We start from the raw sequence: 12,971 nt of genomic DNA, 5'->3' as shown, positions 1-12,971 counted from the left end.
AATTTGCGCAGGCCAATGTGAGCAGGCGTTTTTCAGCAGGCGGATTGGTCGCGGAAAGCGCAGCTTCTTTGCACTCACGCAGCTAACTGCGACCTAGTCGATCAATGACGCGACGTCCTGGGATGGGACCAACTGGCTCTTAATCAGCAGGGCTCGGGTTCGAGCCTTTGCCGCGTCGGGCGCGAGCCCCCGCAGAGGCGCCAGGGCTCCAGAGACAAATCCTTTTGTCTTGCCGAAGCGCGTCGTCCTCTTGTTGCAAGACACCCGTCATCTTTGAAAGGACTATCTTGCCGCAAACGCCTAGCATATCCGGATCGTTGCCATCGTGACTGCGTGACATGAACACTCCCCGAGTTGAAAACCAGCGCGCCTCCACCAGCGTGCGATCGCCGATCATCGTCAATCAGCTTGGCCCGGACATTCGTGCGGCGCTGGTCGATCACTGGTCGCGCCCGCTGATCATCGATCATTCCGCCGATCGCGCGCCCTGGGAGGTTGCTCCCGAAGCCGACGTGCTGCTGACGCGGCCGCTCGTGGGCTGGCACAAGGCGCCTGCGGAGAAGCCGGCCGGCTGGCCGTTTGGCCTGCACTGGATCCAGACCGCATCGACGGGAGTCGATTTCTTTCCGGCGTGGCTGCTCGACGGTCCCGTGGTCACGGTCGGCCGCGGCATCTCGGCTGATCCGATCGCGGAATACGTCCTTGCGGCGATTCTCGGCTTCGAGAAGCGCATCCATGACATCCGGCCGAGCAGCCGCGAGCAGTGGAAGATCAGTCCGCTGGGCTCGCTCACCGGCAAGACGATCGGGATTGCCGGTTTCGGCGCGATCGGCCGCGCAGTCGCCGAGCGGGCCAAGCCGTTCGGTGTCAACATCAGGGTTCTCAGGCGCTCGGCCTGGCCATATGTCCTTCCGGGCATCCAGCCGGTTGATAGCATCGAGGAACTGGTCGCGGTTTCCGATCATCTCGTCCTTGCTCTGCCGGCGACGACCAAGACCGCGCGTCTGATCAACGCCGATGTGCTGGCGCGGGCCAAGACGTCGCTGCACCTAATCAATGTCGCGCGTGGGCGGATCGTCGATCAGAGTGCGCTGTTGCAGGCGCTCGACGAGGGGCGGATTGCCGGCGCGACGCTCGACGTCACCGATCCCGAGCCGCCGCCGGAGGGCGATCCGATCTATCGCCATCCCAAGGTCGTCCTGACCCCGCATGTGTCATGGACGGGTGGCGAGGATGCCAAGCGGCTGGCCGACAAGACGCTGGTCAACCTCGATGCCTATGCGCATGGCGTGGCGCTGGCCGACGTCTTCGACAAGAATCTCGAGTACTAGAGAAGGAAACCGCAGCAATGAACAAGGTCGTCGAGAAGCCCAAGAAATACTCTCTGGTCGAGCGCACGCCGGCCGCGACGTTCGAGGAAGAGCGGCTGCACCGCAAACAGCGGCTTGCCGCAACATTCCGCCTGTTCTCGCGCTACGGCTTCGATCAGGGGCTCGCAGGCCACGTCACCGTGCGCGATCCGGAGTTCCCCGAGCGGTTCTGGATCAATCCGCTGTCCAAGCATTTCAGTCAGATCAAGGTCTCCGACCTTCAGCTCGTCGATCACGATGGCAACATCCTGATCGGTGACAAGCCGATCAACCAGGCCGGCTTCGTGATTCACTCCGCGATCCACGCCGCGCATCCTGAGGTGATCGCGGCCGCGCACACCCATTCGACCTATGGCAAGGCCTGGTCGGCGCTCGGCCGCCTGCTCGATCCGCTGACGCAGGACTCCTGCGCCTTCTACGAGGATCACGTGCTGTTCGATCCGTTCTCCGGCGTCGTGCTGGAGGCGGAAGAGGGCCGCAAGATCGCGCACGCGCTGGGATCGAAGAAGGCGGCCATCTTGCAGAACCACGGCCTGCTCACGGTCGGACCGACCATCGAGGCTGCCGCCTGGTGGTACATCGCCATGGACAATGCTGCGCGCGCCCAGCTGCTTGCGGAAGCCGCCGGAACGCCAAAGCCGATCCCGCACGAGATCGCCAGCCTGACCTCGCGGCAGGTCGGAACGCACAAGGGCGGCTATTTCAGCTTCCAGCCGTTGTGGGACTGGATCACCGAGGCGGAACCGGATCTATTCAATTAGGGATCGAGGCTTCCGAGCCGGGCCGATGACCCGGCTAGCCGAATTGCGCCATGCTCTAACATCGTGAGATATAGCGGCAGGCGGCTTGTCACGCTTGTGCAGGCTGCCGCAGCAACGGTGAGGAGCAGGGCGACATGGTCAATGGTCTGCCAAGCGAAGTTGAAGTCATCACATTGTTCGTCGATGACATTGCGTCGTCGAAAGCGTTTTACGCCAAGGTTTTCGCGTCCGAGACGGTCTGGGAGGATGCGGTCTCATCCGTGCTTCGATTTGGCGGGCTCCTGGTCAATCTTCTCGACGCGTCTCAGGCACCGCCGCTTGTCGAGCCGCTGCGTGTCGCGCAGTCCTCCGCAGGGGCGCGCGCACTCCTGACGATCAGGGTCGTCGACGTCGACCAGGTCTGTTCAGCCCTGCGGGAGATTGGCGTCGATCTGCTCAATGGCCCGATCGACCGTCCGTGGGGGCGACGAACTGCGTCCTTTGCCGACCCCTCAGGCCATGTCTGGGAGATCGCGCAGCTGATTGAGCGGAAATAGCAGCCTGCTGCCGGCCCGCCGATCGCTACAGCGTCCCACAGACGCGATTGACCAGTTCGATGAACCAGCGCAGCGCCGGATTGGCCATGGCGCGGCGCGTGTGGAGAAGGTCGATGGTGAATGGCTCCACATCGTAGGGAATCGGAACGACAGATACGCCGGCGGCTGTCGCGAAGCGGCGCGCGACGCGCTCGGCCATGGTTGCCACGAGATCGGTGCCGGCGACGGCAAACGGCACCGCGACGACATGGGCGAGCGTGATTGCGGTCCGGCGCTTGCGTCCGTGCCGGCTCAGCATCGTGTCGATTGCGCCGGGAAGCCCGTCGCCGCCGGCGGAGGAGAACAGCACATGCGGAAGCCGCGTGTAATCGTCCTTGGTGAGACGGGCTTTCAGTTTGGCGCGTTTGGCGTCGCGAATGCAGACGAAACTCTCCGTGAAAAGCGTGGATCGGATGATGCGCGGGGAAGCGGGAAGATGGCCACCTATCAGCGCGTCGACATCGCCGTGTTCCAGGCTTGCGACACTCGCGGCCGGATCAATGATGGGGCGCACCACGAGATCGATACCAGGCGCCTCCCGCCGCAACGCCTCGACCAGTCGCGGCACCACGACGAGGTCGCCATAGTCGGTCGCCGCAATAGACAGGCGATGGCGGGCTGTTGCCGGATTGAAGGCTGATGTCGGTTCGAGCACGCCCCTGATCTGCCCCAGAGCGTCGCTGATCGGCCGCGCCAGCGCCAGCGCCTTGGCCGTCGGCTGCATGCCGGAGGCCGAGCGCACGAAGAGCTCATCGCCAAACAGCGCACGCAGCCGCGTCAGCGTGCTGCTCATGGACGGTTGCGCCAGGCCGATGCGCTGGCCGGCGCGGGTCACATGGCGTTCCTCCATCAGCGCCTCGAAGGCGACCAGGAGGTTGAGGTCGACGGAAACCAAATTCATTTGAACGATGATAGATATAATAACAATCGATTTCAAGAATGATGCGGGGTGTGGTCTTCTGGCGAAGACGACATGATTGGGCGCGGCGTATGCGATCCTCACTCCTGCACTTCATCCCGCGCGGACCGACATTGCTGGCGCTTGGCGTCCTGCTTGGATTGGCCTTTCCGGCTCTTGCGGACCTCGCTCACCCCCTGATGCCAATCACGATCTTCCTGATCGTGCTGGGAACGCTGTTGCGGATCGACAGTCAGGCCGTCGTCGCAACGCTGCGACGGCCATCGCTTTCCGTGCTCTTGCCGGCTGTCGTCATGGTGGCCTGTCCGCTCGTGATCGGTGTTGCCGGTCACGCCTTGAACCTTGGTCCGGAGATCGCGCTTGCGGCGGTGCTCGCCGTCTCGGCGCCGCCATCGAGCGGAACGGCAGCAGTGGCACGCATGCTCGGGCTCGACGGTGCGGTGCCGCTCGTGGTGACGGTGTTGTCCATGGTGCTGGCTCCGGTCACCGTGCCGCTTCTTGCAGGCTGGTTCGGCGGGCTCGAGATCAGCGCGCTCGAGCTCGCGCTTCGTCTGGCGCTATTGATTGGCGGCGCCGAAGGGGTGGCTTTCCTGGTCCGCCGGCATGCAGCCCCGGTGCTGGCGGCCCATGGCGGGATGGTCGACGGGATCATCGTCGCGGCGCTTCTCGTCTTTGCGGTGGCGACGATGGCTGGCATTCGCGCGCAGATCGCGGCAGATGTGCAGGCCGCCATGCTCTGCCTCGGGCTCGCCTTCGCTTGCAATATCGCCCTTCAAGCAGCTGGTGCCGTGCTGCTGCCGGGCAATTTGGGCCAGCGGCTGACCGTCGGGCTCATCCTCGGCAACCGTAATGTCGGCCTGGTCTGGTCGGCGCTGGGTGCTGCCGCCTCGCCACGCATGGCGCTATACTTCGCCGCGACGCAATTTCCGATCTACCTCCTGCCGCGCCTGATCGAGACATTGATCGGCCGGAACACTGGAAAGGCCAAGCCGTGACCACGCCCCGTCTTACCCGCGAACATGCCTCGCATTTTGCCAACATCGCGCTCAGCCATGTCGGGCGCGAATATCCCAATAACGTTGACCACGCGCTGGCTGAACCTGCGGATGCCCGCACGCCGAGCCAGCTGCATCCGATCTTCTACGGCAGTTATGACTGGCATTCCTGCGTCCACAGCTATTGGATGCTGGCGCGACTGCTGCGCAGGTTTCCCGACTTTGCGGCAGCTTCCGACATCCGCGCTCTCTTCGATACGCAATTCGTGCCCGAGAAGGTCGCCGCCGAACGTGCTTACTTCGCCCGCCCGACTGCCCGCGGCTTCAAGCGGCCGTATGGCTGGGCCTGGCTCCTGAAGCTCGCGACTGAACTGGCGCTCCAGCCTGACGATCGCTGGAGCCGCAATCTCGCGCCGCTGGCCGAGGTCATCGCGCAACGCTTTCGCGACTTCCTGCCGTTGGCGTTCTATCCCGTACGCGTCGGCACGCATTTCAATACGGCGTTTGGCCTGCGGATGGCGGCAGACTACGCCGGCATCAAAAAGGATGAAGCGCTCGCCAGGTTGCTGCACGAGACTGGCCAGCGCTGGTATGGTGAGGACACCGACTGCCCCGCCTGGGGGGAGCCGAGCGGCGACGACTTCCAGTCCTCGGCTCTTATCGAGGCCGAATGCATGCGGCGGCTGTTGCCTCCGGACGCGTTCCTGCCCTGGTTCGATCGGTTTCTGCCGCGGCTGGTCGAACAGCGGCCGGCAACGCTGTTCAAGCCTGCGACGGTCACCGATCGCACCGACGGCAAGATCGCTCATCTCGACGGACTCAATCTCAGCCGCGCCTGGTGCTGGCGCTCTCTCGGCGACGCCTTGCCGGCAGGCGACCCCCGCCGCGTCGTTGCTCACGAAGCGGCGCGCGAGCATCTGGCCGCAGGCCTCCCCCATATCGCCGGTCACTACATGGGAGAGCACTGGCTCGCGAGCTTTGCCGTGCTCGCACTGGATGATGAGAACTGAGCGGGCAGGGGCCTTCCGCGGCTTATTCAATCCGCGGTCATGATCAACCGAAGGCGCGCGTGCGCATGTGTGCGACATCGTTGCCACCCGACGGGATCGACGCCAGCAGCGACCTCGTATAGGGCTGCTGAGGGTTGTCGAAGATGTCGGCGACGGTCCCGTGTTCGACGATGCGTCCGCGATGCATCACGGAGACGGTGTGGGCGAGCTGACGCACCAGCGCCAGGTCATGAGACACGAACACGTAGGTCAGGCCCAGAGTAGCCTGTAGCGAGAGCAGGACTTCGACGATGCCGGCCTGGACGCTGACGTCGAGCGCGGAGGTGGGTTCGTCGAGCACGATCACGTCGGGCTTGAGGACCAGCGACCGGGCGATGGCCACGCGCTGGCGCTGGCCACCTGACAGGGCTCCGGGCTTGCGGGAGAGCAGGTGCTCGCCAAGTCCGACATTGGCCAACGCTTCGCGGACGCGCTCATCCCGTTCCTTTCGCGTTCCGATCTTGAATCGATCGAGCGGCTCGCGCACGAGCCGCTCAATCGTCCAGGTCGGATCGAGCGAGGTGAAGGGGTTCTGGTAGACCAGCTGAAGGTGGCGCCACACCGTCCGCAGTGCCTCGGGCGAGCGGCCGGTGATTTGTTCGCCTGCGACCGAGATGCTCCCGGTGTCGGGTCCCTCCAGTCCAAGCAGCAGCCGAACCGTCGTGGTCTTGCCCGAGCCCGATTCGCCGACCAGCGCGTGCGTGGTGCCAGCAGGGACGCTGAACGACAAATCGTCGACGGCCGTCAGCGCCTTGCCGTCGACTGTGAAGGTCTTCGTGACGGCGCTGACCTCGATCTTCGGTGCCTGGCCGGTCTTGAGGGAACGGAAGCCCGTGTCGCGCAGTGCGGCGTAACGGTCGGGGTTGAGGGCCGGGACATCCGCGCGCAGCTTCTTTGCGTAGGCCGACGCCGGCGAGGAGAAGACGGAGGCGGTCCGGCCAGCCTCCTGGATGACGCCGTCCTTGAGCACCACGAGCGAGTCCGCTCGCTCGGCGGCGATCGCAAGGTCGTGCGTGATGAGCAGCAGGCTGATCTTGAGATCGTGCTGCAGCCGCGTGAGCAGGTCGAGGATCCGCTTCTGGATCGTGACGTCGAGCGCGGAGGTCGGCTCGTCCGCGACCAGCAGTGCCGGCCGTGGCAGGATCGCAAGGCCGATCAGCACGCGCTGGAGCATGCCGCCGGACAGCTGGTGCGGGTAGGAGTCGTAGACACGCAGGGGGGTGTCGAGCCCAACCTGGGCGAACGTCTCCAGGATGAGCTGCTTGCGGATCGCCTTGTCGGGCTCGTCGAGCAGCGCAGCCGCCTCCTGCGCCTGGGCACCGATCGTCCGCACCGGGTTGAGTGAGTTGGCGGGGTCCTGCGGGACGAACCCGATGGCTCGTCCCCGCAGCGGCCGGAAGCCGCGCTCGGAAATCCCGAGCACCTCCTGGCCGTCGAACGCGACGCGGCCGGTGGCGTGCCCGCCGCTGGGGAGCAGCCGCAGCACCGCGCGGGCGATCGTCGACTTGCCGGAACCGGACTCTCCGATGAGGGCGAGGCTCTCGCCGCGGCCGAGTTCAAAGCTCACGTTGGTTACGACCTCGTGCGGCCCATAGGAGACCGACAGGCCGTCGACCCGGAGCTGCGGAATCGACCGCAGCGGCGTCGGCGCGACGCGGTCGGCGCGGGTGAACGTGGCGGTCAGTCTGTCTTGCGGAGCCATCGGCTGATCCTGTTTGCGGAGAGGACGGTCGCGATCGTGACGAAGGCGGGGGCGTACACCAGCCACGGCCATTTGAGGTAGTCCTTGCCGATCGAGATCAGCAGGCCCCAGTCGGAGGCGGGAGGCGGATCGCCGTAGCCGAGGAAAGCAAGGCTGGCGATCACCAGGATCGACAGGCCGAACTGCAGCACCGCGAGCGGGAGCACCGAGCGCGATGCATTCGGCAGCACGTGCCGCAACAGAATGTGCCAGCGCGAGCCGCCCATCAGGAACGACGCCTCGACGAAAACGGCCTGCCGGGTCTTGATCACTTCCGAGCGCATCACCCGCGCGAACACGGCGACCGCCGAGACGCCGGTCGCAACCGCAGCGTTCGTGGTGTCGAAACCGATCGCGGTGACGACGATGACCGCCAGCAGGAAGTTCGGGATCGCCAGCAGCACATCCACCAGGCGGGCGAGCACGATGTCCACCCAGCCGCCGAGGAAGCCGGCCAGGAGGCCGATGAGCCCGCCGGCAACCGCGGCGATGACGACCGCGATGAGCGCGCTCGTCACCGAGGAGGCCGTGCCATAGACGACACGGGTATAGAGGTCGCGACCGAGGTGATCGGTGCCGAACCAATGCGCTGCGCTGGGGCTGAGCAGCTTGTCAGCGGGGACGCCGCTGGCGGGATCATGACTCGTGAACAAGCTCGGCGCGAGCGACCAGGCGATTACGATCAGGATGACCGCGAATGCGAGCGCGACGGTTGGCGGCACGCGAAGGGCTGTCAGCCGGCTGATCGCCGTGATGCGCGAGGCCGGCGAGACGGAGACGGCAGTCATGGCGTCACCGCCTGGGAAAGATTGGTGGAGCTCTCGTCGGCGGTGGTCGGGCGGACCTTGCGACCGCCGATCAGCTTCACGCGCGGGTCCAGCAGCGGGTAGACGAGGTCGGCGATCAAATTGACGAGCACGAACACCACTGCCGCAAGCGAGACGACCGCTTGCAGGACAGGCAGGTCCTGCGTGCTCACCGAACGCTGCACCAGGCTGCCGATGCCGGTGCGTCCGAACACCGTCTCGGTGATCAGCGAACCGCCGAGCAGCTCACCGATGGCGAGTGCGATGACGGTGATGACCGGGAGCGAAGACGGCTTGAGCAGGTGCTTGGCAAAGAGGCGCATCTGCCCGAGCCCACGGCTGCGCGCAACGGCGGCGTATTCCTGCTCGGACTCGTTGTCGAGGTTCGCGATCAGCACCTCGGTGATCCGTGCGGAGATGGGGATGCCGAGCGCGACCGCGGCGAAGAAGGTCGCCCAGAAGCTGTCCGGCGCGATTACGCGAAAGAACCCGAGCTGGAAGCCGAAGATGTGGATCAGCACCAGGCCGATCACGAAGTTCGGCACCGACAGGAACAACGATGGGAAGCCACGCAGCAAGCCCTGGCCGAACCGTTTCGGAAGGAACTGGGTGCCGTAGGCGATCGTGGCCGCCAGCAGCAGCGCGATGGCGAAAGCTGCGGATGCAAGGATCAGTGTCGAAGGGAGAACCTCGGCGATCAGAGTTGTCACAGGCCGGTTGGATCGCATCGACAGGCCGAGGTCGCCGGTCATGAAGTTGGACAAGGACGCCCACAGCTGGATCGGAATTGGCCGGTCCAGGCCTTGGGCGGCGATGATCTCCTTGATCTGATCCTCGCTGAATCCATTCTGCGGGTCGCGCAGCACGTTGGTGATGGGGTCACCAGGCAAAATACTGACGACGACGAAGGTGAAGACGTAAGCCAGCAGGATAACGACGACGGCTTGGGCGAAGCGCTTCGCGGCATAGGACAGGTAGGCGCTTCTCATGCCGGTCGCCTCCTCACGCTGCTTGTTTGCACTGCGGATTACTCGCCGATCGTTGCCGTGTAATAGCTGGCGTAGGCGATGCCGTTGTAGACCTCCCCCTTGAGCTTCGGGGACTGCACGTAGATTCGCTGGACGATCTGCGTGCGCGGGATGAAATAGCCCTGCTCGAGAACGTAGGTCTGCAACTGGTCGAGCAGCGGATTGCGAATGCCGAAAGAGGCAGCGCCGGCGATCTTGTCGCGCAGTTCATTGAGCTTCTTGTCGCTGTCGCCGAGGTTGAACCAGTTCTCGCCGTTGTTGGCGTCGGTGAGGATGCTGGCCACCGTGCCGGCGTCGATGAAGCTGCGCGTCACCTCGTAGGCCGGCACGGCCGGCCCGCCGAACCGGACCTTCTCGCCGAACGTCACGACGTCGTAGGCGCGAATGGTGACCTTCCAGCCGAGCTTGCCGAGTTGCTGGGCGATGAGCTCGTCGATCGACTTTGCCGTCGCAAGATAGGGGTTGGAGTGGAGCGTCAGCGACAGCTGCTTGCCGTCCTTGGTCCGGATGCCGCCAGCACCCTTGATCCAGCCGGCTTCGTCGAGAAGCTTCTCCGCCTTGCCGGGATTGTAGGCCAGGAGCTCGCTATGGTCGGTTGCACCCGGCACGTTGCTCTGGATGAAGGACGTCGCCAGCTTCCAGTCGGGCGTATAGACGGTGTCGATGATCTCCTTCCGGTTGATGCCGGCTTGAAGAGCCTGGCGCACTTTCACGTCATTGTACGGCTCCAGCTTGGTGTTGATCGCGAGGCCGTTGACGAAACCGAGATAGCGCGGGGTTGCGATCGTGAAGCCCGCTTCCTTGAGCGATTTCAGTTCCTGCGGTGAGGGGCTGTAGGCGACATCGGCCTGTCCCGACTGGACAGCGGCGACCCGCAGCGACGGCTCGGTCACCAGTTTGTAGGTGATCGAGTTGAGGTAGGCCGGACCGGTGTGGGCGACGGCTGCCGGCCCCCAATTGTAGTCCTTGCGCTTGACCAGCTTGACGAAGTCGCCCTCTTTCCAGGAAGCGACCACATACGGGCCGCTGCCGGATGTCTTGGCCAGATCAGCCTGCTGGGCGGCGGGCTGCGCGATCGTTTTCGGGGAGATGAGGATCGAGCCGTGATAGCCGAGCGTCGGGATAAACCCGAGCGTCGGCGCCTTGAAGACAACCTTCACGGTGGCTGCATCGACCGCCTCGGCGTGGTCGTAAGTCTTCGGGAAGAGGCCGATCGGATTGATCCCCTCGTTCCGCCGGCCTGCGTGCCAGATGTCGAGATTGGCGACCACGGCTGACGCGTCGAGCGGTGTTCCGTCGGAGAAGGTCACACCCTTCTTGAGGCGCAGGGTGAACTGTGTGGCCTCGCCGTTCTGCTCCCAGCTTTCGGCGATCCAGGGGCTGACCTTGCCGTCGGCATCGACATAGACGAGCTTGTCGGTCACGTGGCCCCAGATGTGGCCCTGGAAGCTGGAGATTGCGCTGTTGTTCGGAATCCAGGTGCTGCCGAGCGAGTCGATGAGGAAGGTGATGTCGCCGCCGCTCGGTGGAGCGCCGGCACTTCGCGCCGGAGAGAGGCCCGCCGTTGCCGTCACGGTCGCTGCTGCAATCACGGAGGCCGCAGCGAGGAGGCGGCGCCGGGAGAGCGAGAACATTGGGAAACGTGCGGTCATGAAGAGCCCCTGATGATTGATGCGCGATCAGGTCACCGTTTCGCGAAAGCGTTACGGCACGATCAGCGTTTCCGCGTAGGAGAAGCGAAACAAAGGGACCTGGCCATTCCAAATTTCACATGGGACAGACAACAAAAGCGTCGGGGGCGGGGCAGTGGACGCGATGGTCATTTTGTTTTCATTGCGAACGCGCCCGATCTGGGTTTGCCCGTGACCGAACAGCGCAACGATTGCCGCTTCATTCGCGCGTCAACCCGAGTTCGGCGTCGAGACGGTCCTCTCAGGCGCATTATGTCGCGCGGCGCATCACCAAATTGAAAAGACATTCTGCAGAGAGCCGAGCGCTGGAGAACGGCATGCTGGCGATCGAGAATACGCGCGAAGCTTGCGTCGGTAGCGCGGTCTTGGGTGAAACGGAATAGGTCAGACACGGCCTTCGATGCGATTGCTCGTGCCGACGAGATCAGTGACGTTGGAAGCCGTGGCGCCCATGATGGACCGGAGCGAGAATTAAAGTCCTTCAATAGATTAGATAGTGGCGTGTGCACTGGGAGATCAAGAAAAATCCCGTCAAAGCCAGTGTGAGCAGGCGTTCAAAGGTGGATCGAAGCGCTCAGCAGGCGCTACGATACGAATGTCTGAGATCGGGTACATGTGGCGTAGCGGCGGGCGATTGCAGTAGTGCGCAGATAGAAGCGCCAAATCTCACCACGCACTCCAATCCAACCAGAAACGAGAGGATTTACGGCGCCGTCGTCTAAGGATGCCTCGGTTCGCGATCTGTCAATTCGTCGCGTGGAATTGGCTCGTCTTTTGTTGGCTCTTATTCCACGGCAATCGGCGGCACCGGCAGCGCCGTGATCGACTTGATCTTCTCCATCGCGAAGCGCGAGGTGACGTTCTTGAGCGGGACGGCGTGGATCAGCTTCTTGTAGAACACGTCGTAGCTCGGCATGTCCGGAATGACGACGCGCAGCATGTAGTCGACGTCGCCGGCCATCCGGTAAAATTCCATCACCTCTGGCATTGCGCTGACTGCTGAGGCGAAACGCTTCAGCCAGACGTCGGAGTGATCCGCGCTCTCCACCGAGACGAACACCGAAAGGCCGAGGCCGATCTTGTTCTGGTCCACCAGCGCAACGCGCTTGAGGATGACACCGTCGGCTTCGAGCCGCTGAATGCGCTTCCAGCAGGGCGTGGACGACAGGCCGACCCGGTCGCCGATTTCGGCCACCGAGAGCGAAGCATCCTCCTGAAGCACCGTCAGGATCTTGCGGTCGATGGCGTCGAGGCGGCGGCCAGTCTCGGCGAGCTGCAACGCAGCGTCGGTCATGTCATAAACCTCAGTTTGATGAAAAGTTGGACGCGTTGCCGGGCGTCAGCCGTGGGGCCCGAACAGGAAGATCTCGTAGAGATCGTCCTGCGTGTTATCCGAGCCGCCTGTCCGTGGTCGCAGCGAGCGCGGGAACCATCCACGTGCCTGTTCGATCAAACGAGCGAAGCCTGAATGCAGCGAGATGACGTAGCTCATATTCACTCCGGACGACGGTGTAGGACGAGAACCCGGAAAAGCTATCACGGCAGGGGTGGAATTGAACATTGCGACACACTCGTCGGAATCAGTTTGGTTGAATCATGCTGGCGTCGTCGCGAGCGCGGCTGGAAAATTCCACGATGCTCGGCTGAGATGGATGATTTTGATATCCATCGCCGCGCCGAAAGCATGGAAGGCATAGTCTTGCCGCTAGTCGGCCGTCAGTAGCGCAAGCACTTCAGCCTGCCGGAGCCGCGGCAGGGAACCGAGGTTCGATGGCCTGCGACAGGACTCCGATGCGGGATAGAGCATGGGCATACCCATGCCCCCCGACACGAGATACGGCAAAGCGTGGTTTGCTCGTCCGTTCAAATGAGCTCCTGTCACGATGCCCAGTGCGAACAGGAAGATGATCAGCAAGACCAGCGGGAGGACGAAAGCCTCCTGGAAACGAAGCTTATCGGTCATCGCTCGCGCGTCGATCGCGCGCTCGGCGGCGGTGCGGCGGCTGGCCCATTCAAGCGTGAAATCGAACATGCGC

General features: G+C 63.8%; 12 protein-coding genes and 1 pseudogene. 5 read left to right on the top strand and 8 right to left on the bottom strand.

Annotated features, from left to right (window positions below; translation table 11 throughout):
• Positions 1–338: 338 nt before the first annotated feature.
• From AC0L3X_RS26320 to AC0L3X_RS26310, 3 genes and pseudogenes are all read left to right on the top strand, one after another.
• Complete coding sequence (locus AC0L3X_RS26320) at positions 339–1,331, top strand: NAD(P)-dependent oxidoreductase (protein ID WP_063984191.1); 993 nt, start codon at positions 339–341, stop codon at positions 1,329–1,331.
• Positions 1,325–2,131: pseudogene (locus tag AC0L3X_RS26315) on the top strand (class II aldolase/adducin family protein); the annotation flags it as partial. The gene AC0L3X_RS26320 and the pseudogene AC0L3X_RS26315, both read left to right, overlap by 7 nt.
• A 134-nt stretch (positions 2,132–2,265) precedes the next feature.
• The gene (locus AC0L3X_RS26310) at positions 2,266–2,667 is read left to right on the top strand and encodes a VOC family protein (RefSeq protein WP_063984190.1); all 402 of its coding nucleotides are present in this window, start codon (positions 2,266–2,268) and stop codon (positions 2,665–2,667) included.
• Positions 2,668–2,692: 25 nt separating this feature from the next.
• Here the strand turns inward: AC0L3X_RS26310 and AC0L3X_RS26305 are convergent, their stop codons facing one another.
• The gene (locus tag AC0L3X_RS26305) at positions 2,693–3,607 is read right to left on the bottom strand and encodes a LysR family transcriptional regulator (RefSeq protein WP_063984189.1); all 915 of its coding nucleotides are present in this window, start codon (positions 3,605–3,607) and stop codon (positions 2,693–2,695) included.
• Positions 3,608–3,696: 89 nt separating this feature from the next.
• Between AC0L3X_RS26305 and AC0L3X_RS26300 the strand changes: the two genes are divergently transcribed.
• Positions 3,697–4,620, top strand: coding sequence for a hypothetical protein (locus AC0L3X_RS26300; RefSeq protein ID WP_063984188.1), 924 nt, complete (start codon positions 3,697–3,699; stop codon positions 4,618–4,620).
• The gene (locus tag AC0L3X_RS26295; RefSeq protein WP_063984187.1) at positions 4,617–5,630 is read left to right on the top strand and encodes a DUF2891 domain-containing protein; all 1,014 of its coding nucleotides are present in this window, start codon (positions 4,617–4,619) and stop codon (positions 5,628–5,630) included. Before AC0L3X_RS26300 ends, AC0L3X_RS26295 begins: the two co-directional genes overlap by 4 nt.
• A gap of 43 nt (positions 5,631–5,673) precedes the next feature.
• Here AC0L3X_RS26295 and AC0L3X_RS26290 read toward each other — a convergent pair whose 3' ends face one another.
• The 7 genes from AC0L3X_RS26290 to AC0L3X_RS26260 form a co-directional block, all read right to left on the bottom strand.
• On the bottom strand, positions 5,674–7,371 hold the full coding sequence (locus AC0L3X_RS26290; protein WP_063984186.1) for an ABC transporter ATP-binding protein: 1,698 nt from the start codon (positions 7,369–7,371) through the stop codon (positions 5,674–5,676).
• Entirely contained in the window at positions 7,350–8,198 is an 849-nt protein-coding gene (locus AC0L3X_RS26285; RefSeq protein WP_063984185.1) for an ABC transporter permease, read from the bottom strand. Before AC0L3X_RS26285 ends, AC0L3X_RS26290 begins: the two co-directional genes overlap by 22 nt.
• A complete protein-coding gene (locus tag AC0L3X_RS26280; protein WP_063984184.1) occupies positions 8,195–9,205 on the bottom strand; it encodes an ABC transporter permease in 1,011 nt (336 codons plus the stop codon). The genes AC0L3X_RS26285 and AC0L3X_RS26280 overlap by 4 nt, the downstream gene beginning before the upstream one ends.
• Positions 9,206–9,243: 38 nt before the next feature.
• The gene (locus tag AC0L3X_RS26275) at positions 9,244–10,896 is read right to left on the bottom strand and encodes an ABC transporter substrate-binding protein (RefSeq protein ID WP_063984183.1); all 1,653 of its coding nucleotides are present in this window, start codon (positions 10,894–10,896) and stop codon (positions 9,244–9,246) included.
• An 823-nt stretch (positions 10,897–11,719) separates the two neighbouring features.
• Positions 11,720–12,229, bottom strand: coding sequence for an Lrp/AsnC family transcriptional regulator (locus AC0L3X_RS26270; protein ID WP_063984182.1), 510 nt, complete (start codon positions 12,227–12,229; stop codon positions 11,720–11,722).
• A gap of 45 nt (positions 12,230–12,274) precedes the next feature.
• Complete coding sequence (locus AC0L3X_RS26265; protein WP_187387755.1) at positions 12,275–12,427, bottom strand: hypothetical protein; 153 nt, start codon at positions 12,425–12,427, stop codon at positions 12,275–12,277.
• Between the two features lie 213 nt (positions 12,428–12,640).
• Complete coding sequence (locus tag AC0L3X_RS26260; protein ID WP_063984181.1) at positions 12,641–12,967, bottom strand: hypothetical protein; 327 nt, start codon at positions 12,965–12,967, stop codon at positions 12,641–12,643.
• Positions 12,968–12,971 lie beyond the last annotated feature (4 nt).

Source organism: Bradyrhizobium sp. MI1.7 (assembly GCF_055811795.1).
This window is presented reverse-complemented; position numbering and strand designations above follow the sequence as displayed.